Origin of the sequence: Mycobacterium shottsii, assembly GCF_010728525.1 — a bacterium.
Classification (GTDB): Bacteria; Actinomycetota; Actinomycetes; order Mycobacteriales; family Mycobacteriaceae; genus Mycobacterium; species Mycobacterium marinum.
In genome coordinates this window covers 5,513,969-5,533,951 of sequence record NZ_AP022572.1, presented here as the reverse complement: position 1 = coordinate 5,533,951, position 19,983 = coordinate 5,513,969, and the positions used below count along the sequence as shown (strand labels likewise).

Below are 19,983 nucleotides of genomic sequence, written 5' to 3'. Positions count from 1 at the left end.
GCTGTCCACCCATGGGCTCATATGTTGCCGGCGCCGGTGAATTCAGCCGCGACACCAACTACATCACCACTCGCATCACCGCCGACGGGCGCGACGGCTATGCGGTGCAGCCCGGTCGCTATCGCCTCATCGTTGCCCGGGCTTGTCCGTGGGCCAACCGCGCCATCATCGTGCGCCGTCTGCTGGGTTTGGAACCCGTTCTTTCCATAGGCTTTTGCGGACCCACCCATGACGCGCGCAGCTGGACCTTCGACCTTGATCCCGAAGGTCTGGACCCGGTGTTGCAGATCCCGCGACTACAGGACGCCTACTTCAAGCGCTTCCCGGAGTACCCCAAGGGCATCACCGTTCCGGCGATCGTCGATGTACCGACCGGCGCGGTGGTCACCAACGACTTCGCGCAGATGACCTTGGACTTGTCCACGCAGTGGGCCGCCTACTATCGCGACGGCGCCCCGCAGCTGCACCCGTCACGGTTGCGACTCGAGATCGACGAGGTGAGTCAGCGGATCTACACCGAAGTGAACAACGGTGTGTACCGCTGTGGCTTTGCCGACTCACAGCAGGCGTACGAGGCCGCTTTCGATCGGCTGTTCGGCGCATTGGACTGGTTGAGCGATCGTCTGGCGAGTCGACTCTATCTGGTGGGGGACACCATCACCGAGGCCGACGTGCGGCTGTTCACCACGCTGGCCCGTTTCGATGCGGTGTACCACGGTCATTTCAAGTGCAATTGGTACAAGCTTAGCGAGATGCCCGCGTTGTGGGCGTACGCTCGTAATCTGTTCCAGACCCCGGGATTCGGCGATACCGTGGACTTTGTCCAAATCAAGCAACACTACTACATCGTGCACGCTGACATCAACCCCACCGGGATTGTTCCCAAAGGCCCCGATCTGGCTGGCTGGTTGGCGCCGCACGGACGGGAAGCTCTGGGCGGCAGGCCCTTCGGTGATGGCATGCCGCCCGGGCCGCCGGTCGCAGGGGAGCGCGTCCCGGCCGGTCACGGAGCCTAGGTTCTGCGCACGAGCGCGTGTCGAACCTGCGCCACGACGATGTCAGGCCGGTTTTTCAGTGTCTGCGCGTTGACTCGAACAATCGTCCACCCGCGCGCTTCGAGTTCGGCCGATCGATCGACAGCGTCGCTGCTCGCCGCGTTATTCCACTGACCTGCGCTGTCAAATTCGACGCCGACTTTGCATTCCGGCCAGCCCATGCCGATCCGGGCCGCCACCGCGCCCCAATCGTCGAGTACCTTGATCTCGGTTTGGGGCGCTGGCAGGCCAGATCGAATGACTAGCAAGCGAATTCGCGTCTAATAGGGCGAATCGGCGCCGGCGTCGACCAGTGGTAGTGCCTGACGTAGCTGGATCAACCCACGAGCACCGCGATGTCGCTCGGCGAGCATCTCGACGTCGGCCACCTTCGGCTCGGTGGCACGCGTCAGTGCATCGAGCCGAATCACCGCTGTGGTCAGTACTTTTCGCCTTCCGAGGTCGGATGCCGTGCGCGCCGGAGTGGTCAGGGCGATGCCGTCGCGCACGCATACCTCGTCCTCATCGAGGCAGGCGCAGTGGGAAATGATGCCGCGCGCCTTGTCCCGGCCCCGTCGGTTGAGTTCGGCCGGTAGCCAATCGTCGATCCATCCCGTGCGGTGCAACGCCGCGGCGGACAGGCCCACCGCCGTTGCGGACCGCCCCGACCACAACCACGCGGCGATGGCCCGCGCCACCGCCGTCAGCTTCTTCCCGCGGGGGATGTACACGTTGCGGTGAACCATCTCGAAGTGGGTCCGCAACCGGTGTGGTGTGACGGCTCCGGCGGCTAGTGCTTCAGTGCCCCGGAACGGCCAGTCCAAAATCTCCATGGCGACACGGTGCCTGGCCGTACCGACACGTCCGAGCGAATGTCGAGTTGTTGAGGGATCCCGCGAAGATCTGCCGACGGCGCGACGCCCGGTGAGCCGATGAGGTGGCTAGAAGACCACGCGCACCGACCATTCCGCGTGCGGTGCCTCCCGCAGTTCACCGGAGGGATCGACCACCAACGTCAGCAACTGCACGACCACCCCGGTGAGCCGTCCGCGTTGCGGGTCGACGGTGGGGATGGTGACAGCCAACCGACTGTTCGGCCGGAAGATGACGGCGGTGGTATTGGTCGGGTCGTCGTAGAGCTGCAGCAGCCGCCACGGTGCCCGGGAAATGGCCTGCGGGACCGACAGCTGGACCGGATAGCGTTCGGTCACCGGCAGTTCGCCCTGAGTCTGCGGCGTCTGGCACTCGTCGAGCCTGAGCACGTCGCAGTACATGTATGGACCTACCCGGGTCAGGTGCCCGTGCGAGTACAGGCTGATCTCGGGCCGTTGTGGACCGGAATTGCGTGCCAGTAGCCAGGCGCCGACGCCCGCGCTCGCCGACAACCCCAGCACCACGACTGCGATCAGCGCAGTCATCCAGCGTTTCACTGCGGTCCCACTCCCGCCGTTGCGGTCCCCCGGCGCGTGGTCTCCTGCTCGGCCATGACGGGACGGTTGCCCCCGAGGCCGGGTATCAGCGAGTCGCCCCGAAAGCTGACAATTGTTTGTGCCAGACCCAGGATCAGCAGCGCGCTGACCGTGGTGAAGCCGATCCACAGGTCGGTGTAGATCAGCACGCCGACCGCCCCGCCCAGGACCCATGCCAGCTGCAGGGTCGACTCCGAGCGGCCAAAGCCCGATGCCCGCGATTCCTCCGGGAGGTCGTGTTGCAACGACGCATCCAGTGAGGCCTTGGCGATCGCACTCGAGCCCGACGTGACCAAGGTGGCGATGGCGGCAGTCACGAGGTTGCCGGCCACCGCGGCCGCCAGCGCGAAAGCGGTGACCACCACGGTGCAGCGCACAACCAGCACCGCCGGCCTACCCAGCTGTAGGCGAGCGCTGGCGAAGTTTCCGGCGAAATTGCCGATTGCGGCCGCCGCGCCGATCAAGCCCAGCATCCCCAGCTGAACCCACCCGTTGGCATCGTGGGACTTGGCGACAAACGCCGGGTACAAGAACAGGAAGCCGACCATCACCTTGATGGTGCAGTTACCCCACAGCGAGGTAATGATGTTGCGGCCCAAGGGTTGTCGCAATGCTCCGCTGAGATTCTTGACTTCTTCGGGCCAGCTTCGGCGTTGCCTGCCACGGTCGCGGTGGTAGCTCAGTGTCGCGGGCACCTCGCCCGCGGTCACCTCGACCCAGCGCGGAATGCGCATGGACAGCAGCGCACCGGCCACGGTGACCGCGACAACGACGAACAGCGCTCCCGGCGACTCGAACAGGCGGGTGCAGGCGAACTCGACCCCCGCCGCGACGGCACCGCCGACCATGGTCCCGCCGAGCAGGCCGAATACCGTCAGGCGGGAGTTGACTCGCACCAAGTCGATGGACGGCGGCATCACCCGGGGCGTCATGGCACTGCGCAGCACGCTGAAGGACTTCGACAACACCATCATGGCCAGTGCGCAGGGATAGAGCACCCAGGACGGGAAGCTTCCGCTGGCCCCGTCGTAGTTCATGATCAGCACCAAGGCCAACACCGTGCGAAGTCCGAACGAGAGCGCCAACGCGACGCGCCGGCCGTGCTGCAGTTTGTCCAGCGCGGGACCGATCAACGGGGCGACCACGGCGAACGGAGCAATCGTGATCAGCAGGTAGAGGGCCACCTTGGATTTGCTCTCGCCGCTGGCCGCCGCGAAGAACAAGGTGTTGGCCAGTGCCACAGCCATCGAGGAGTCGACCGCGAAGTTAGCCATCGTCGGCCACGTCAGCGCGGTCAACCCCGACTTGTCGGCGCCGTCGGCGGTCGCGGCGCGCTGGACCATCCAGTACATCCGCGAACCCATCTCCCGGCTGCGCATTGCCGCGGCGCGGGTGACGGTGATCCGTTCACCGCTGCTTAGACCGCGCGGGGGTGGTGGGGGCGCCTCGTTCCCCTCCGCGTCGTCTTCGGATTCCGGCTCCCGGTCCAGCGGCGGGAGGTAGCGGTTGGCGCTTGGCATGGGCGGTGGACGGCGCGTGCGACGGTTGCCGGGGCCGTCGGTGGGGTAGTTCGCCATCCCCGGGTGCTCACTGACCGATCCGTTTCGGGTCCGGCGGCCCGGGGACGCGGCCATTCGGCCTTGGTGATCACGCCGCCATCCACACACAAATCAATTCTGTCCTATCTCGCCGCCCCGTGTAGGCAACCGGGTGTGGCTCGCCCCCGTGTCTTCCGGCAGTATGGAGTCGCTTGCAGAAAGGAAAGGGAATGTGACCGGACCCTTTGAGGACTCGACGGAATCCTCCGCGACGGCCGTGGCCGAGTGGCCCGAAGAGCTGGCGCCGACGCTCACGGGTGCGGTTGCGCTTGCCAGGGAGGCTGTCGAGGAGTTCAGCGGCCCCGAGGCTGTCGGAGATTACCTGGGCGTCAGCTACGAAGATCCCAATGCCGCCACCCACCGATTCCTGGCGCATCTGCCCGGCTACCAGGGCTGGCAGTGGGCCGCAGTGGTGGCCAGCTACGTCGGTGCCGATCGGGTCACCGTCAGTGAGGTGGTGCTGGTCCCGGGCCCAACCGCGCTGCTGGCGCCGGCCTGGGTGCCGTGGGAGCAGCGGGTACGGCCGGGGGATCTAAGCCCGGGAGACCTGCTGGCGCCGGCGAAGGACGATCCACGGCTGGTGCCGGGTTACGCCGCCAGCGGTGACGCTCAGGTCGATGAGACCGCGGCAGAGGTCGGGCTCGGCCGGCGCTGGGTGATGAGCGGTTGGGGCCGTGCCGAGGCGGCCCAACGATGGCATGACGGAGACTGCGGCCCCGATTCGCCGATGGCGCGATCGACCAAGCGAGTGTGTCGAGACTGTGGGTTCTTCCTACCGCTGGCCGGATCGCTGGGTGCGATGTTCGGGGTATGCGGTAACGAACTGGCGGCCGACGGACGCGTTGTCGACAAGCAGTACGGTTGCGGCGCGCACTCGGATACCCCCGCTCCGGCGGGCACCGGCTCACCGATGTACGAGCCGTATGACGACGGAGTGCTCGATGTGGTGGAGAAGCCGGCCGAGTCGTCGGACTAGCCTGCTTCGGCGGCAGCCTTGATCCTGGCCAGCGAGGTGTTCATGCCTTCGACCAGCTCACGTTCAAAGTTCGTGTTGTCGCCGAGCAGGGCATTCACCGACATGCTCGAGAATGCGCTGACGCCGTTTTCGGCGTGACGGCTCTCGGTCAGCCGGGTTCCCGCGCCGTGCGGCTCCAGCTCATAGCTCCAGATCGTGCGGTTGGTATCGACCCGGAATGCCAGCTTCTGCTCGGGGATGACCTCCACGATTCGGGAGCTGGTGGGCCAGAACAGGCGGTTGCGGCGGTTGAAGTTCAGGGTGCGGGTGCCCTGGCGCAACGGGCCGAATTGGTGCATCCAGCGGCACTGCGGGCTCCACTCGGGCATTCGTCGCAGATCGGATATCAACGCCCAGACCTTCGAGGGTGGCGCGTCGATATCAATGTGCGTTTGCAACAGCGGAGATGCCATGGGTCCTCCCGGGTAGGCAATTACCGATCGATTTGCTGCTGGTCGAGGTAGGTCTCGAGTCCGGCCTGAGCGCCGCGCGCACCGCGGCGGGCAGCGGCAAGCTGCCAGACGAAAAGGCAGGTACCGAACAATCCCACCCCCAGTCCGGCCACCGTCACTGGACGCCAGCCCTGCAGGCTGGGGACCAGGAACGCCGCCATGGCCGCGCCCAACCAGGCGAGCGCTCCGACCAAGATGACCGGCCACACCTCGAGCAGGACCGCCGGTAGCGGAGGCGGTTCGGGGCTTTGGTCGGGCTCGATACTCATCGTGTCTCCAAGATAGCCAAGTCGTCATCCGGGCGGCCGTGCGGATGCAGGTGGGTTTGCCGTCGCGCCGACGGCGGGGTCGTTCTCGTGTCCGCGAGCGACCCATCGGCCCAGGCCGCCCCGGGCGCGGCCAGGCTTCGGTAAGCGGTGTGCCAATGCGGGCGCGGGCGGTCGTGCCGAATCCTGGCCGTCGGACACGGCGGGCATGGGTTTGCCGTTCTGAACCCGCGCCATTGCGTTCCGATGTAACCTCGCGCTGTGCCTGACAGCGATGGGCGGCTGGCTAGCGACTTGTCGTTGGCAGTTATGCGGTTGGCCCGCCAACTTCGATTTCGGAACCCCTCGTCGCCGGTGTCGTTGTCTCAGTTGTCGGCATTGACCACGTTGGCCAATGAGGGCGCGATGACACCCGGCGCGTTGGCGATCCGCGAGCGGGTCCGCCCACCGTCGATGACTCGGGTGATCGCTTCGCTGGCCGACATGGGTCTGGTGGATCGCACGCCGCACCCCGTTGACGGCCGCCAGGTGCTGGTCTCGGTGTCCGAAGCGGGTGCTGAGCTGGTCAAAGCGGCGCGGCGGGCCCGCCAGGAATGGCTGGCCGAGCGCTTGGCGACGCTGGACGGCGACAAGCGCGAGATTCTGCGCAACGCCGCCGACATCATGATGGCGCTGGTCGACGAAAGCCCGTGACCGCGCACAGCCATGTTCGCGACGTCGATGTGCGAGATGTCAGCGATCCCGACGACCCGTGCCTCGATGATTTCCGCGACCTCAACAGCATCGACCGCCGGCCCGACCTGCCGTCGGGCAAAGGGTTGGTGATCGCCGAGGGTGTGTTGGTGGTCCAGCGCATGCTGGCGTCGCGGTTTTCGCCGCGCGCGTTGCTTGGGACCGATCGCAGATTGCTCGAGCTGAAAGACGATCTGGCCGGCGTTGGGGCACCTTACTACCGGGTCTCCCCGGACGTCATGGCGCAGGTGGTCGGGTTTCACCTCAATCGTGGCGTGTTAGCCGCCGCGAGCCGGGTGGTCGAGCCCAGCGTTGGGCAAGTCGTGGATGGCGCCCGCACCATCGCTGTTCTCGAAGGTGTCAATGACCACGAGAATCTGGGCTCGATCTTTCGCAACGCGGCCGGCCTGGGCGTGGACGCGGTGATTTTCGGCAGCGGCTGCGCGGATCCGCTGTACCGCCGCGCGGTGCGCGTGTCCATGGGGCACGCGTTGCTGGTGCCCTACGCGCGCGCAACCGATTGGCCCGCGGAGCTTGTCGCACTGAAAGAACGCGGATTTCGGCTCTTGGCGCTGACACCCAAGGGCGACGCTGGTGCGCTGCCCGAGGCGATGGACGCCGTGGGCGATCAACCGGTTGCCTTGCTGGTAGGCGCGGAGGGACCGGGACTGACGGCGGCTGCGCTGCGGATCAGCGACCTGCGGGTGCGCATCCCAATGTCGCGGGGCACCGACTCGCTCAACGTGGCGACGGCGGCCGCTTTGGCCTTCTATGAGCGGGCTAGGCTCGGCCAGTGACTGACGAACGCGGTGAATCTGTCCCCTGGGCTGCGGGTTTGGCGGTGGCCGCCTTTGTCGCAGCGGTGGTAGGGGTTGGCGATGCGGTGCTCAGCATCGGGCTCATTCGCGTGCATCCGCTGCTGGCGGTCGGTCTCAACATCGTGGCGGGCGGCGGGCTGGCACCGTCGCTCTGGGGCTGGCGGAACACCCCGGTGCTGCGCTGGTTTGTGCTGGGAGCGGGGGTGGGCGTGGCCGTGGCGTGGTTGGCGCTGATCGGCCTCGCCGGATTGGGCAGCCGCTAGCGCTGGCCGCTCGAACGCACCCCGAGCAGCACGTCCTCCCAGGCCGGGATGGCCGGCTTGCCACGGCGGCTGCTGGCGGGTTGTTCGGCCGGAGCGGGCGGGGTCTGCTTCGCCGGTTTGGCGGGCTTTGCCTGCTTGGCCGGCTTTGCGGGTTCGTCGAAGGCCAGGTGCGAGACCGGCGCCAGGGGCCGTAGCGGTGCCTTGTACTCCGGGTCGATTAGTTCGCTGGCCGCGTCGTCGATCGCGGTGACCGTGCCGCCGTGGGCTCCCGGGGCGAAACGGAAATGCGCAAGGTTGTCCGAGCGGCCGGCCTTCCAGGCAAGCTGTACCGTCCAGCGGCCGTCTTCGTTGCGCCAGGCGTCCCAGTCGAGCCGTTCGGGGTTGAGGCCACGGGTCACCAGCGCTGCGGTGATGGTTTCAAGCAGCGTCAGAACCGCGGGGCCGTCGGCGAGCATGGGGTGCGCGGCCGTCGCCAGTTCGGCGGCGCGCGAGCGTTCCAGCAACACCGGGTGGGCAAAGCGTTGGATGCGCGCGATGTCTGAGCCTGACGCGGTGGCGACCTGTTCGACAGATGCCCCGGCGCGGATGCGAGCCTGAATTTCCTTGGGACTGAGCATGTTGGTGACTTCTATGTCGAGTTGTGGTTGCTCGGGCGGTATCGGTTGGCGCTTGAACGCGGCCCGCAGCCGGTCATCGGCGGGCAGCTTGTATTTCTCGGTTGAGTCGACACCCTCGCAGAGAATGTATTTGCCGTCGGCGTCGAGCCCAACCACTCGCAGTTCCCGCATGGCTTCTCCTCGCAGGCTCCGTGCAGGTCGGCACCGGACCTGTTACGTTGCGAACTTTACGGCAGCGAAAGGCTGCCGCCGCGCTGACACGCTGGACGGTTGCCGGTTGATAACGGCGAGGTTAAAGACGCTCGACAACCCAGTCGATGCACTGGGTGAGTGCGCTGATGTCGTCGGGTTCCACCGCGGGGAACATCGCGACCCGCAGCTGGTTGCGGCCCAGCTTGCGGTACGGCTCGGTGTCGACGATGCCGTTTGCCCGCAGGGTCTTGGCTACGGCGGCGGCGTCCACGTCGTCAACGAAGTCGATCGTGCCCACCACCTGTGAGCGCAGGGCGGGATCGCTGACGAACGGGGTGGTGTAGGGACGTTCCTGCGCCCACGAGTACAACCGCTGCGACGAGTCGGCGGTGCGCTTGACGGCCCAGTCCAGCCCGCCATTGCCGAGCAGCCAGTCGAGCTGTTCGGCCAGCAGCACCAGGGTGGCGATCGCCGGAGTGTTGTAGGTCTGGTTCTTCAGGCTGTTCTCGATCGCTATCGGCAGCGACAAGAAGTCGGGGACCCACCGGCCGGACGCGGCGATGGCCTCGACGCGCGCCAGCGCGGCCGGGCTCATGATGGCCAGCCAGAGGCCGCCGTCGGTGGCGAAGTTCTTCTGTGGCGCGAAGTAATAGGCGTCGACCTCGGTGATGTCCACCGGCAGGCCGCCGGCGCCCGAGGTGGCGTCGATGACAACCAACGCTTCGCCTGAGCCGGCCGGACGATGCACCGGCACCGCCACACCGGTCGATGTCTCGTTGTGGGCCCAGGCAACGACATCCACGGAGGGGTCGGCCTGCGGTTCGGGTGCGCTGCCCGGGTCGGCCTTGATGATGATCGGGTCGCCGATGAACGGGTTCTTGGCGACGGCCGAGGCGAACTTCGAGCTGAACTCGCCGTAGGTCAGGTGCAACGACCGTTTGTCGATCAAGCCGAAGGCCGCGGCGTCCCAGAACGCCGTCGCGCCGCCGTTGCCCAGAATGACCTCGTAGCCGTCGGGCAACGAAAAGAGGTCGGTCAGCCCCGACCGCACCTGGCCGACCAGATTCTTGATCGGTGCCTGACGGTGGGAGGTGCCGAACAGCTCGGCTGCGGTGCTGGTCAGGGCCTGCAATTGGGCGGGCCGGACCTTGGACGGGCCGCATCCGAAGCGCCCGTCGCTTGGCTTGAGGTTGGCGGGAATGTCGAGGGAACTCGCGAGCTGGTCAGCCATGGTAATCAGGGTAATGAGAGGTGGCGCGGTGGTCACCAAGCGGGCCGAAAAATGCCTGGCAGCGCGATCCGATGTGAGCGAGCCCACAGTTGGCCGCCCATTGGGGTGTGGGTCACTGAGTCGTCCGGGGTCCGTGATGCATCGAGTCAAGATGCCTGCGAAACCTGGTTCATGCATCAGGTAAGGAATGCCCGCGAAATCGGGGTCAGGTGGTGGTCTTGCTTTTGATGCGGATGCCGGCTTTGAGGGCGGGTAGAGCGGCGGGTATGGCGGCGGGGTAGAGCTGTTCGGTCTTGTCTTTGGCGAGTCTGAGCAGGGCGGCTTGCAGGTCGGCGATCTGGTGGGCGATCGCGGCGGGGTTGAGGCTGTTGCGGTAGGTGAGCAGCTCTGTTTGTTGGGCCGCTGAGAGGACTCCGGCGGCCAGCAGCCGGTCCAGGGGGGTCTGGGGCTTGTCGTAGAGCCGGCGGCGGTGACCGTCGCGGCTGCAGCCGTAGCTGATGGGTTTGATGGTGGGGGTCAGGTAGTTGAGCCGGTCGTTGACCAGGTGCCACAGCCGGTTGAGCACGGCGCGTTCTTCGTCGGTGTCGTAGCGGTAGTAGAACCCGTAGCGACGCACGAGGTGGTTGTTTTTGGACTCGATGGTGGCCTGGTCGTTCTTCTTGTAGGGTCGTGAGCGGGTGAAGAAGATCTCCATGTCCGCGGCCCACTTGATGACCGCCTTATTGAGGAATTCGGTGCCGTTGTCGAAGTCCAAACCCGTTACCTTATAGGGATTTTAGTAATTCCGGTTTTGAGGGCGCCCAGGATGTGGGGTGGGCGTTGTTGCGCACCGTGCGGGTGAACACCCAGCCGATGTGCATGTCGGTGAGGTTGACCGTGCGGGCGAACTCACCTTTCAGTGTCGGGCCGCAGTGCGCCACGGTGTCGCCTTCGAAGAACCCCGGAGATTCTTCGGCCTCATCGCCTGCTTTGCAGATGGTGATCGAGGACCGCAGCAGCGGGAGGGTTTCGTCGTCGACACACCCGAGATCTGGTCGCGGGCCTTGGCGCCGCGCAGGTAGCGGTCGATCGTGGCGCTGCTCATCGCCAACAGCTCGGCACGCACCGCCGGGCCGTAACGGTCACGGCCGTCCACCAGTTCGCCGTGGCGTTCTAGAGCATCCAACTGAAGTGCCATGGAAGCGGCCAGGTACCGGCCGCACTGCCCGCCTGAGGCCGCCCACACCTTCTGCAACACCTTGAGCGCATCCTAGGAGTACTTCGGATTGCGTTGCCGGCGAGTCCGTTTGGCGACCTGCCGACCCGCTCCCGGCGGCGCGGCCGCCGCCCTCAACCGCCGCCGGGCGTTGTCACGCGACCAGCCGGTGACCGCCACCACCTGATCCAGAATCTGCCCCTTGTCCGCCTTCGGTGCCCCCACATACGCCCTGGCGAACTTCGCGGTGATCTCGGTCCGAGACGACATCGACAGCCCACTTCCCATGCCTGCTGAGGATCGACCGTTTCGCGGGCATTTTTACGTGATGCACCGAGGACGCTTCACGGGCATTTCTCGTGATGCTTGCCGCGGTATTGACAATAGCTCTGGTGGGGCGGCAGACTTCGCTGCACGTTACGGACCTCCCGGTTGCACACCTCGAACATCCTGGTGAGCAGCGCGACACCTCAATACCGCCACTTTGTCAGTCGATGCCGTCGGACGGGCCGTTGGCTTTGCTGGGCCTGGCTCGCATCGAGCTTGCCCGGCAAGCCACCGCGAGCTTGCGCATCGACCGGCAAAGCGTCATCCGACGAAGCCACTTTCCCGGTGGAGGCACAAGGAGAATTTATGGGTTACGCCAGCCATGCGGTCCGGGTCGGGGCGCTGGTGTTCGTTCTGGTGGTGGGTGCTGCGGCGGCAACCGATCAGGCGATCGGCCCTGCCGCACCAACTGATTCGGACGCCTCCAGTGGTGAATCGTGGGCCGACGTCCCCGCGCCGCCGGGCGGCGAGAACACCGCAGCGTCTCTGCTGCCGGGGGCGGCACAGCCGGGTGCGGTGCCCGGTGTGGCGCAGCCGGGAGCGGTACTGCCCGGTACGGCTCTGCCGGGTGCGGCATCGCCAGGGATGGGTACGCCACAGCTTGATCCCAGCAACATCCCCGATGACTTGCTCAACGCCGTGATCAATTTCCTGGCCTCAATCCGCAATGGAGTGGTGCCGATCCTCGAAAACCGCACGCCGGTGGCCACGCCCCAACAACTCAAGATCGACGTCAACGGCTCGACGGGCCTGGTTCCGTTTTCGGCCTACGACCCGGATGGCAACAGGATGACCTTCAAGGTCAATCCCCGCGGCACCCCTGGTGGGCCTCAGCACGGCATGGTGAACATCGACGAGAGCAGGGCCGCCTTCGTCTACACACCCGAGCCGAATTTCGTTGGCATCGACACGTTCACCGTTGCGGTCAGCGATGACACCAGCCTGCACGTGCACGGGCTAGCCGGATACTTGGGCCCGTTTCACGGCCACGACGACGTCGCCACCGTGACGATCTTCGTTGGCAACATCCCGACCGACACGATCAGCGGCGACTTCAGCATGTTGACGTACAACATCGCCGGGCTGCCGTTCCCGCTCTCCAGCGCGATGCTGCCGCGCTTTCTCTACACCAAGGAGATCGGGAAGCGGCTCAACAACCTTTCGGTGTCCAACGTCCAGGAGGATTTCAGCTACCACGAATTCCTGATCAAGAAGTCCAGGATGCCCAGCCAGACACCGCCCAGCCCGCCCACCTTGCTGTGGCCGATCGGTGTGCCCTTCTCCGACGGGCTCAATAGCCTCGCCGTGTTCAAGGTGAAAAGGCTCGACCGGCAGACGTGGTTTCAATGCGATGCCGACAACTGCCTCACCCCGAAGGGTTTTAGCTACTCGCAGCTACAACTGCCGGGCGGAAACACCATGGACCTCTACAACCTGCATGCCAACACCGGTGGTGGGGTGCTTACCAACGCCAACCTCAGGCAGCTTGCCAACTACATCCTGCAGAACTCCGCGGGCCGCGCGGTGATCGTCACCGGCGACTTCAACGCGCTGTACTCCGAGGATCAAGCCGGCCTGCTCGACTTCGCCGGTTCCACCGGGCTCACCGACGCCTGGGTGGAGGTCGAGCACGGCCCCACCACGCCGCCGTTCGCGCCGGACTGCATGGTCGGCAACGAATGCGAATTGCTCGACAAGATCTTCTATCGCAGTGGCACGGGAGTGACGCTGCAGGCCACCGCCTACAGCAATGAGGCGCCCAACTTCAACAATTCCAACGGGCAACCGTTGTCGGACCACAGTCCTCCGGCGGTCGCCTTCCACTACGAGACCACCAACGTCTCTTAACCGAACTAGTTTGTAGCGCTTGGTATTTGGTGCTCGATTCGACCTATCCGGACGCGTTCTATGCGGTGGTCAGCACCCGGTCCCAGCCCGCGACCGACTCCGGGGTGCGCGGCGCCGGACCCACGTAGATCGCGGAGGGGCGGACCAGCTTGCCCAGCCGCTTCTGCTCGAGAATGTGGGCACACCAGCCGGCGGTCCGCCCGCAGGTGAACATCGCCGGCATCATGTTGGCCGGGACGCCGGCGAAGTCCAGAATGACCGCGGCCCAGAACTCGACATTGGTCTCGATGGCTCGGTCGGGACGGCGCTCACGCAACTCGGCCAGGGCCGCCTGTTCCAAGGCCGCCGCGACTTCGTACCGGGGTGCCGCCAGCCGCTCGGCGGTGGCGCGCAGCACCCGCGCCCGCGGGTCCTCCGCGCGGTAGACCCGATGCCCGAAGCCCATCAGCTTCTCGCCGCGGTCCAGAATGCCCTTGACCAGGCCGCGGGCGTCTCCGGTGCGCTCGACCTGCTCGATCATGGGGAGGACTCGAGCCGGTGCACCGCCGTGCAGCGGCCCGCTCATCGCACCGATCGCGCCCGAAAGTGCCGCTGCGACGTCCGCGCCGGTAGAGGCGATGACGCGGGCGGTGAAGGTCGAGGCGTTCATGCCGTGTTCGGCGGCCGACACCCAGTAGGCGTCAATGGCTTCGATGTGCCTGGGGTCCGGTTCGCCTTGCCATCGCGTCATGAAACGTGCCGTGACCGTTGAACATTCGTCGATGACTCGCTGAGGCACGGCCGGCTGATAGATGCCGCGTGCTGATTGAGCGACGTACGACAGCGCCATCACCGACGCACGCGCCAACTGTTCGCGGGCCGTGGCGTCATCGATGTCCAGCAGTGGGGCGTAGCCCCAGATGGGCGCCAGCATCGCCAGCCCAGCCTGAACGTCGACTCGTACATCGCCGGTGTGGATCGGCAGCGGGAATGGCTCGGCGGGCGGCAGCCCGCGGCCGAATTCCCCGTCGACCAGCAGCGCCCACACATCGCCGAATGTCACCCGCAGACTAACGAGATCTTCGATATCGACGCCGCGATAGCGCAGCGCGCCACCGTCTTTATCCGGCTCCGCGATCTCGGTGGTGAAGGCGACTACGCCATTGAGGCCAGGGACAAAATCTTCCGGGACCACAGTCATAGCCAAATTCTTGCACTCCACCTCGGGGCGGAAACTACCGCCTAGTAGCCCCACCGGTAGCGTTGGCGCAATGACAGGGCCAAACGAGCAGCGCCTGGCCGCGATGCGGGTGGAATATGGGTCACCCGAAAAGGATGCCAGTCCCGACCTGGATGCGGACTGGCTCGGCCACGGATGGCTTGCGCTGGTTCGTAAGTGGATCGACGACGCGGAACATGCCGGGATCGCCGAACCCAACGCGATGGTGCTGGCCACCGTTTCGCAGGGGCGCCCGGTCAGCAGGTCGGTGCTGTGCAAGGCGGTCGATGAGGCCGGAATTACGTTTTTCACCAGCTATGACTCGGCCAAGGGCGCCGAGCTGGCCGAGACTCCGTACGCGTCCGTGACGTTTCCGTGGTACCAGCTGGGGCGCCAAGTTCACGTCCGTGGCCCGGTGAGCCGGGTCGCTGCGCAGGTGACCGAGGACTACTGGTCTTTGCGGCCGCGTGGGTCTCGGCTGGGCGCATGGGCGTCGCACCAGTCGCAGCCGATCGCGTCGCGCGCGGCATTGCTCGACAAATTGGCGCAGGTGACGGCGCGCTTTGCCGACGTCGAGCGCATCCCGGTGCCGCCGAATTGGGGCGGCTATCTCATCGCAGCTGAGGTGGTCGAGTTCTGGCAGGGCCGGGAGAACCGGGTGCACAATCGGATTCGGGTCAGCGGCGCACAGATCGAACGTCTGCAACCCTGAGATCGGCAAACCTTTCGCACTAATTGCGGTCGGTGATTTTTGCGCCGGGTGCGTAATGCATTCAATTTCCGCGCGCCACATAAATCAGAATTGGATTCTGATATATGTGGCGCTTTCGGCTTAATTTGACAGCGGCGGGTACTGGACCCTTATCTTGTTGTGTCAACGCAGCCTTTTTGCATGTCGCATTATCGAACGGCATTTTAGAAGGAAGTTTTAGCAGGAAATTTTGGTAGTGCGCGTCTATTGGGAGCAGCTGATCAATGACAAGGCGTGATCCTTCCGTCGCCATCGTTGGCGCAGGTATGGCCGGAATCTGCATGGCAATTACGTTGCTCAACAGTGGAATTACCGATGTCACCATCTACGAGAAGGCCGATGAGGTCGGTGGGACATGGCGTGAGAACACATATCCGGGCCTGGTCTGTGATGTGCCTTCGCGGCTTTATCAGTACTCGTTTGCCAGGAATCCGGATTGGTCGAACTTATTCTCGCCGGGCGGCGAAATTCAATCCTACTTCTGTGGGATTGCCGACCGTTATCGATTGCGGGACCGGATTCGTTTCGGGACCGAAATCGTCAGCGCTCGATTTGAAGACGATCACTGGTCGGTGGTGACGGATAGCGGCGAAGAGACGGCGGTCGACTTCTTGATCGTGGCCACCGGTTTGCTGCACCACCCGCGGGTGCCGGCGATCGCAGGTTTGGACGACTTCGGAGGCAGCGCCTTTCACTCGGCCCGGTGGGATCATCGGGTCGCGGTGCAGGGGCAGCGCGTGGCGGTGATCGGTAGCGGATCAACCGGCGTGCAACTCGTCTCCGCCCTGGCGGGTGTGGCGGCCAAGGTCACCATGTTGCAGCGCACCCCGCAGTGGATCCTGCCGTGGCCTAACAGGCAGTACTCAAAGGTGAGTCGTGCCTGCTACCGCGGGGCGCCGTGGCTCGAATCGTTGGCCTACAAGATATGGGGCCGGGCCTTCGAACAATTCACCGCGGCGCTGACCAGGCCGGGCTGGCATCGCCGCGTAACGGGGATGACGTGCCGTGCCAGCCTGCGCCTGGTCCGGGATCCACACCTGCGCCAGGCTTTGACTCCGGACTACCAGCCGATGTGTAAGCGGCTGGTGATGTCCTCGGGGTTCTACCGTGCTATTCAGCGTGACGATGTCGAGCTGGTTACAACGGGCATCGACCGCATTGAAAACGCGGGCATCGTGACCGACGACGGGGTGCTGCGCGAGGTGGACGTCATCGTGCTCGCCACCGGATTCGATTCGCACGCGTTCTTCCGGCCGATGAAGCTGATCGGCCGCGACGGTGTCGAGATCGACGAGCTATGGCGCGGCGGCCCATATGCGTATCAGACGGTGGCAATGCCGGGCTTTCCGAACTTTTTCATGCTGCTGGGTCCGCATAGTCCAGTGGGGAATTACCCGTTGACTGGCATTGCCGAATCGCAGGCCGATCACATATTGCGCTGGATACAGCGGTGGCGCAGCAGCGAGTTCGACACGGTCGAGCCGACGTCGTGGGCAACCGATGAATTCAATGCCAAGCTGCGGGCTGCCATGCCCAGGACGGTGTGGACGACGGGTTGCAGCAGCTGGTATCTGAACGATGATGGGGTGCCGGAGGTGTGGCCATTCGCGCCGGCCGAGCATCGGGCCATGCTCGCCGATCCCGACCTCGATCAGTATCACTTGCGTCGCCGGCCCGATGTCCTAGCCTGGTAGCCGGGCCACGCGCGATTTCCGGCGCTTCGATCGGTGGACCGGTGGACCGCGTGATTTAACTCTATGAAAATAGTTCCTGCAGAAATATTTGTCGCTGAATATTAATGACTCGCGAGGCGCGGATGGGCGGGGTGTGGCACGGTCGGCAATCCGCTCGATCGCGCGCATTCGGTTGTCTGATCGTTCATCCGGCTTCCGCACGGAATATGCAAAGGGTTTGTCGGGGCATGCCACGGTGGCCCGTCATGGCCACCGGCAGCAGGGTCGCGGAGATCGACCGGGCCAGCAGATACGACCCCGGGCAGGCGCGCCATCGTGTCAACGACTACCTTCAGCTATACGCACCGAGTGGGGCGGTCATATCAGCCAGAACGCAAAGGGGTTCTCGTGTCCGACACCGACGACACCGCAACTCTGAAGTACCCGGGGGGCGAGATCGACCTGCAGATCGCCCATGCCACCGAGGGTGCTGACGGCATTGCGCTCGGCCCGCTGCTGTCCAAGACCGGACACACCACGTTCGACAACGGCTTCGTCAATACCGCGTCGTGCAAAAGCTCAATCACCTACATCGACGGTGACGCCGGCATTCTGCGCTACCGCGGATACCCGATCGACCAGCTGGCGGAGAAGTCGACCTTCATCGAGGTCTGCTACCTGCTGATCTACGGCGAGTTGCCCAACACCGACCAGCTCGCCCAGTTCACCGGCCGGATCCAGCGCCACACCATGCTGCACGAGGACCTCAAGCGGTTCTTCGACGGTTTCCCCCGCAACGCCCACCCGATGCCGGTGCTGTCCAGCGTGGTCAACGCGCTCTCGGCATACTACCAGGACGCGCTGGACCCGATGGACAGCGAGCAGGTTGAGCTCTCGACGATCCGGTTGCTGGCCAAGCTGCCGACCATCGCCGCCTACGCCTACAAGAAGTCGGTTGGCCAGCCGTTCCTCTACCCGGAGAACTCCCTGACGCTGGTCGAGAACTTCTTGCGGATGACGTTCGGCTTCCCCGCCGAGCCCTACCACCCCGACCCTGAGGTGGTGCGGGCGCTGGACATGCTGTTCATCCTGCACGCCGACCACGAGCAGAACTGCTCGACCTCCACGGTGCGGCTGGTGGGTTCCTCCCGGGCCAACCTGTTCACCTCGATCTCGGGCGGCATCAACGCCCTCTGGGGCCCGCTGCACGGCGGTGCCAACCAGGCGGTGCTCGAGATGCTCGAGCAGATCCGCGACAGCGGCGACGACGTGAGCGAGTTCGTCCGCAAGGTGAAGAACCGCGAAGCCGGCGTCAAGCTGATGGGCTTTGGCCACCGCGTCTACAAGAACTACGACCCCCGCGCCAGGATCGTCAAGGAGCAGGCCGACAAGATCCTGTCCAAGCTCGGCGGCGATGACTCCCTGCTGGGTATCGCGAAGGAGCTCGAAGAGGCGGCGTTGACCGACGACTACTTCATCGAGCGCAAGCTCTACCCCAACGTCGACTTCTACACCGGCCTGATCTACCGTGCCCTCGGTTTCCCCACCCGGATGTTCACCGTGCTGTTTGCGCTGGGCCGGCTGCCGGGCTGGATCGCGCATTGGCGCGAAATGCACGACGAGGGTGACAGCAAGATCGGGCGTCCGCGCCAGATCTACACCGGTTACACCGAGCGCGACTATGTCGCGATGGACGGGCGGTAGTCGGTCAGCGGTCTTGCCGCAGGTAGGCCAACACCGCCATAGCGGCGTTGTGCCCGCCAATACCCGACACCGCGCCGCCCCGCCGGGCGCCCGAGCCGCACAGCATGATTTGGTCGTGGTTGGTGGTCACCCCCCATTGCTGGGCGGGGGTGTCCAGGGTGTCGTCGTTTTCGGCGAATGGCCACGATAGCGCGCCATGGAAGATGTTGCCGGCGGTCATGTGCAGCGTGTGCTGTAGGTCTGCGGTGGTCGTGGTCTCGATGCACGGCCGGCCATGGGCGTCGGTCAGCAGCACGTCCTGAATCGGCTCGGCCAGGACCGAGTTCAGTGAGGCCAGCACCGCTGCGGTGAGTTGGTCGCGCAGCACGTCGGGGTCGGCGTTTCCGAACACCGAGTGCGGCGTGTGCAGGCCGAACACCGTCATGGTCTGCGCGCCGGAGTCACGCAACGCGGGCGACAGGATGCTCGGATCGCTCAGCGAATGGCAATACGCCTCGCACGGCAACGGATCCGGCAGATGCCCGGCGGCCGCGCGCTGGTGCGCGGCTTCCAGCTGGGTCCAGGTTTCGTTGGCGTGGAATGTCCCGGCGAAGGCTTGTTCGGGTGTGACGGCGGCATCACGCAACCGAGGTAGTCGCCGCAGCACCATGTTCACCTTGACCTGTGCGCCCGGGGCCAAGGTTGGTTCGGTATCGCCCAGCAGCTTTGCCAGGACCGCTGGGGTGACGCCGGCTAGCACAAAGCGCCCGCGGACCAGGTGTTCGTCGTCGCCAGCGCGATAGCGCACGTCACCGTTCGGGGTGACCGCGACAGCTTCCGCGCCGGTCACTATTTCGGCGCCGTATCCGGTGGCGGCGGCGGCCAGCCCCGCGGTCACCGAACCCATGCCACCGATCGGGACGTCCCAGTCACCGGTGCCGCCGCCGAGCAGGTGATAGAGGAAGCAGATGTTCTGGGTCAAAGATGGCTCGTCGAGCCCGGCGAAGGTGCCGATCAGCGCGTCGGTAGCGATCACGCCACGAACCAGGTCATCGTGCACCGCGGCGGTGATGGCGCGCCCGATCGGTTCCTCGATCATGGCGTGCCAGGCGCCGAGTGCCTCGGGGGCGCCACAGTCCACCACGGTGCGGCGGGCCTGGTCGCGGGTGCGTAGCGGCTCGAGCAGCGTCGGCCACAGGCGTTCGGTCACCAGCCGGCAGCGCCGATAGAACGCGGCAAACCCGGGCTCATCGCCGGCCGCGCCGACCGCGGCAAAGGTGTCGTCGCCGGCGGTCCCGATCAGCAGGCCGGAGCGTCCGTGCGTGTCAGGTTGGGGGGTATAGGACGAAAACTGGCGCCGGGCTAGCCGGACCGGGGCACCCAGGTCTTTGATGATCTGCGGCGGCAGCAGGCTGACCAGGTAGGAATACCGGGATAGACGAACCTCGACGCCGTCGAACGCCTGGATCGAGACTGCTGCCCCGCCGACGTGTCCCAGGCGCTCGAGCACCCGCACGCGCAGACCCGCCCGTGCCAGGTACGCGGCCGCGACCAGGCCATTGTGGCCGCCGCCGACAACGACGACATCGAATTCTTTCATTCTGGTGTCAGTGCGGGGTCG

At 65.4% G+C, this 19,983-nt stretch carries 21 protein-coding genes and 1 pseudogene; 9 read left to right on the top strand and 13 right to left on the bottom strand.

Annotation, left to right across the window (positions count from 1 at the left end):
• The first annotated feature begins 11 nt into the window (after nucleotides 1-11).
• The gene (locus G6N41_RS25580; RefSeq protein ID WP_198966028.1) at nucleotides 12-1,016 is read left to right on the top strand and encodes a glutathione S-transferase family protein; all 1,005 of its coding nucleotides are present in this window, start codon (nucleotides 12-14) and stop codon (nucleotides 1,014-1,016) included.
• Here the strand turns inward: G6N41_RS25580 and G6N41_RS25575 are convergent.
• The 3 genes and pseudogenes from G6N41_RS25575 to G6N41_RS25565 all read right to left on the bottom strand — a co-directional run bounded on the left by G6N41_RS25575 (nucleotide 1,013) and on the right by G6N41_RS25565 (nucleotide 4,137).
• Nucleotides 1,013-1,867, bottom strand: a pseudogene (locus G6N41_RS25575) (hypothetical protein). The gene G6N41_RS25580 and the pseudogene G6N41_RS25575 sit on opposite strands and share 4 nt — an antisense overlap.
• Before the next feature lie 108 nt (nucleotides 1,868-1,975).
• A complete protein-coding gene (locus G6N41_RS25570; RefSeq protein ID WP_020729587.1) occupies nucleotides 1,976-2,452 on the bottom strand; it encodes a DUF2771 domain-containing protein in 477 nt (158 codons plus the stop codon).
• Nucleotides 2,453-2,460: 8 nt separating this feature from the next.
• Nucleotides 2,461-4,137: an MFS transporter gene (locus G6N41_RS25565; RefSeq protein ID WP_198966027.1), complete on the bottom strand. Its 1,677-nt coding sequence runs from the start codon at nucleotides 4,135-4,137 to the stop codon at nucleotides 2,461-2,463.
• Nucleotides 4,138-4,273: 136 nt separating this feature from the next.
• On the opposite strand from G6N41_RS25565, the gene G6N41_RS25560 reads away from it, so the two are divergent.
• On the top strand, nucleotides 4,274-5,077 hold the full coding sequence (locus tag G6N41_RS25560) for a DUF3027 domain-containing protein (RefSeq protein WP_012396196.1): 804 nt from the start codon (nucleotides 4,274-4,276) through the stop codon (nucleotides 5,075-5,077).
• Here the strand turns inward: G6N41_RS25560 and G6N41_RS25555 are convergent.
• Nucleotides 5,074-5,529, bottom strand: a complete 456-nt coding sequence (locus G6N41_RS25555) for an SRPBCC family protein (RefSeq protein WP_198966026.1) — start codon at nucleotides 5,527-5,529, stop codon at nucleotides 5,074-5,076. The two genes, G6N41_RS25560 and G6N41_RS25555, sit on opposite strands and share 4 nt — an antisense overlap.
• 20 nt (nucleotides 5,530-5,549) lie before the next feature.
• Entirely contained in the window at nucleotides 5,550-5,837 is a 288-nt protein-coding gene (locus G6N41_RS25550) for a DUF2530 domain-containing protein (protein ID WP_020729592.1), read from the bottom strand.
• A 258-nt stretch (nucleotides 5,838-6,095) separates the two neighbouring features.
• Between G6N41_RS25550 and G6N41_RS25545 the strand changes: the two genes are divergently transcribed.
• The 3 genes from G6N41_RS25545 to G6N41_RS25535 are packed head-to-tail and all read left to right on the top strand — an operon-like array spanning nucleotide 6,096 to nucleotide 7,647.
• Nucleotides 6,096-6,527, top strand: coding sequence for an Rv0880 family HTH-type transcriptional regulator (locus G6N41_RS25545; protein WP_036450529.1), 432 nt, complete (start codon nucleotides 6,096-6,098; stop codon nucleotides 6,525-6,527).
• Nucleotides 6,524-7,363, top strand: a complete 840-nt coding sequence (locus tag G6N41_RS25540; RefSeq protein ID WP_198966025.1) for a TrmH family RNA methyltransferase — start codon at nucleotides 6,524-6,526, stop codon at nucleotides 7,361-7,363. The genes G6N41_RS25545 and G6N41_RS25540 overlap by 4 nt, the downstream gene beginning before the upstream one ends.
• Entirely contained in the window at nucleotides 7,360-7,647 is a 288-nt protein-coding gene (locus G6N41_RS25535; protein WP_198966024.1) for a DUF2537 domain-containing protein, read from the top strand. Before G6N41_RS25540 ends, G6N41_RS25535 begins: the two co-directional genes overlap by 4 nt.
• Here the strand turns inward: G6N41_RS25535 and sepH are convergent.
• The 6 genes from sepH to G6N41_RS25505 all read right to left on the bottom strand — a co-directional run bounded on the left by sepH (nucleotide 7,644) and on the right by G6N41_RS25505 (nucleotide 11,152).
• The gene (gene sepH / locus G6N41_RS25530) at nucleotides 7,644-8,435 is read right to left on the bottom strand and encodes a septation protein SepH (RefSeq protein WP_198966023.1); all 792 of its coding nucleotides are present in this window, start codon (nucleotides 8,433-8,435) and stop codon (nucleotides 7,644-7,646) included. The two genes, G6N41_RS25535 and sepH, sit on opposite strands and share 4 nt — an antisense overlap.
• A gap of 121 nt (nucleotides 8,436-8,556) precedes the next feature.
• Nucleotides 8,557-9,687 carry a phosphoserine transaminase gene (gene serC / locus G6N41_RS25525; protein ID WP_198966022.1) on the bottom strand — a complete coding sequence of 377 codons (1,131 nt, stop codon included), beginning with the start codon at nucleotides 9,685-9,687 and terminating at the stop codon, nucleotides 8,557-8,559.
• Between the two features lie 205 nt (nucleotides 9,688-9,892).
• Nucleotides 9,893-10,441: a hypothetical protein gene (locus G6N41_RS25520; protein WP_231608575.1), complete on the bottom strand. Its 549-nt coding sequence runs from the start codon at nucleotides 10,439-10,441 to the stop codon at nucleotides 9,893-9,895.
• A 10-nt stretch (nucleotides 10,442-10,451) separates the two neighbouring features.
• Nucleotides 10,452-10,607, bottom strand: a complete 156-nt coding sequence (locus G6N41_RS25515) for a hypothetical protein (protein ID WP_198965232.1) — start codon at nucleotides 10,605-10,607, stop codon at nucleotides 10,452-10,454.
• Nucleotides 10,583-10,864: a hypothetical protein gene (locus tag G6N41_RS25510; RefSeq protein ID WP_198965176.1), complete on the bottom strand. Its 282-nt coding sequence runs from the start codon at nucleotides 10,862-10,864 to the stop codon at nucleotides 10,583-10,585. Before G6N41_RS25510 ends, G6N41_RS25515 begins: the two co-directional genes overlap by 25 nt.
• Nucleotides 10,865-10,936: 72 nt before the next feature.
• On the bottom strand, nucleotides 10,937-11,152 hold the full coding sequence (locus G6N41_RS25505) for a hypothetical protein (RefSeq protein ID WP_198965403.1): 216 nt from the start codon (nucleotides 11,150-11,152) through the stop codon (nucleotides 10,937-10,939).
• 363 nt (nucleotides 11,153-11,515) lie between these two features.
• Here G6N41_RS25505 and G6N41_RS25500 point away from each other — a divergent pair, with 363 nt between their 5' ends.
• Nucleotides 11,516-13,057 (top strand): Ig-like domain-containing protein, encoded by a 1,542-nt coding sequence (locus G6N41_RS25500; RefSeq protein WP_198966021.1) that lies wholly within the window; start codon nucleotides 11,516-11,518, stop codon nucleotides 13,055-13,057.
• Nucleotides 13,058-13,115: 58 nt separating this feature from the next.
• Here the strand turns inward: G6N41_RS25500 and G6N41_RS25495 are convergent, their stop codons facing one another.
• Complete coding sequence (locus tag G6N41_RS25495; RefSeq protein ID WP_012396184.1) at nucleotides 13,116-14,237, bottom strand: citrate synthase 2; 1,122 nt, start codon at nucleotides 14,235-14,237, stop codon at nucleotides 13,116-13,118.
• A gap of 70 nt (nucleotides 14,238-14,307) precedes the next feature.
• Here G6N41_RS25495 and pdxH point away from each other — a divergent pair, with 70 nt between their 5' ends.
• The 3 genes from pdxH to G6N41_RS25480 all read left to right on the top strand — a co-directional run bounded on the left by pdxH (nucleotide 14,308) and on the right by G6N41_RS25480 (nucleotide 18,383).
• Nucleotides 14,308-14,967: a pyridoxamine 5'-phosphate oxidase gene (pdxH, locus tag G6N41_RS25490; protein WP_198966020.1), complete on the top strand. Its 660-nt coding sequence runs from the start codon at nucleotides 14,308-14,310 to the stop codon at nucleotides 14,965-14,967.
• Nucleotides 14,968-15,230: 263 nt separating this feature from the next.
• Nucleotides 15,231-16,700, top strand: coding sequence for a flavin-containing monooxygenase (locus G6N41_RS25485; protein WP_198966019.1), 1,470 nt, complete (start codon nucleotides 15,231-15,233; stop codon nucleotides 16,698-16,700).
• A gap of 387 nt (nucleotides 16,701-17,087) precedes the next feature.
• On the top strand, nucleotides 17,088-18,383 hold the full coding sequence (locus G6N41_RS25480) for a citrate synthase (RefSeq protein ID WP_012396181.1): 1,296 nt from the start codon (nucleotides 17,088-17,090) through the stop codon (nucleotides 18,381-18,383).
• A gap of 4 nt (nucleotides 18,384-18,387) precedes the next feature.
• Here the strand turns inward: G6N41_RS25480 and G6N41_RS25475 are convergent, their stop codons facing one another.
• Nucleotides 18,388-19,962 carry a phytoene desaturase family protein gene (locus tag G6N41_RS25475; protein WP_198966018.1) on the bottom strand — a complete coding sequence of 525 codons (1,575 nt, stop codon included), beginning with the start codon at nucleotides 19,960-19,962 and terminating at the stop codon, nucleotides 18,388-18,390.
• Nucleotides 19,963-19,983: the final 21 nt, after the last annotated feature.

Coding starts and splice junctions, on each gene's coding strand:
- G6N41_RS25580 (WP_198966028.1), top strand. CDS start 12: ATGGGCTCATATGTTGCCGGCGCCGGTGAATTCAGCCGCGACACCAAC.
- G6N41_RS25485 (WP_198966019.1), top strand. CDS start 15,231: ATGACAAGGCGTGATCCTTCCGTCGCCATCGTTGGCGCAGGTATGGCC.
- G6N41_RS25505 (WP_198965403.1), bottom strand. CDS start 11,152: ATGTCGTCTCGGACCGAGATCACCGCGAAGTTCGCCAGGGCGTATGTG.
- G6N41_RS25495 (WP_012396184.1), bottom strand. CDS start 14,237: ATGACTGTGGTCCCGGAAGATTTTGTCCCTGGCCTCAATGGCGTAGTC.
- G6N41_RS25555 (WP_198966026.1), bottom strand. CDS start 5,529: ATGGCATCTCCGCTGTTGCAAACGCACATTGATATCGACGCGCCACCC.
- G6N41_RS25500 (WP_198966021.1), top strand. CDS start 11,516: ATGGGTTACGCCAGCCATGCGGTCCGGGTCGGGGCGCTGGTGTTCGTT.
- G6N41_RS25475 (WP_198966018.1), bottom strand. CDS start 19,962: ATGAAAGAATTCGATGTCGTCGTTGTCGGCGGCGGCCACAATGGCCTG.
- G6N41_RS25550 (WP_020729592.1), bottom strand. CDS start 5,837: ATGAGTATCGAGCCCGACCAAAGCCCCGAACCGCCTCCGCTACCGGCG.
- serC (WP_198966022.1), bottom strand. CDS start 9,687: ATGGCTGACCAGCTCGCGAGTTCCCTCGACATTCCCGCCAACCTCAAG.
- G6N41_RS25565 (WP_198966027.1), bottom strand. CDS start 4,137: ATGGCCGCGTCCCCGGGCCGCCGGACCCGAAACGGATCGGTCAGTGAG.
- G6N41_RS25510 (WP_198965176.1), bottom strand. CDS start 10,864: ATGGCACTTCAGTTGGATGCTCTAGAACGCCACGGCGAACTGGTGGAC.
- pdxH (WP_198966020.1), top strand. CDS start 14,308: ATGACAGGGCCAAACGAGCAGCGCCTGGCCGCGATGCGGGTGGAATAT.
- sepH (WP_198966023.1), bottom strand. CDS start 8,435: ATGCGGGAACTGCGAGTGGTTGGGCTCGACGCCGACGGCAAATACATT.
- G6N41_RS25570 (WP_020729587.1), bottom strand. CDS start 2,452: ATGACTGCGCTGATCGCAGTCGTGGTGCTGGGGTTGTCGGCGAGCGCG.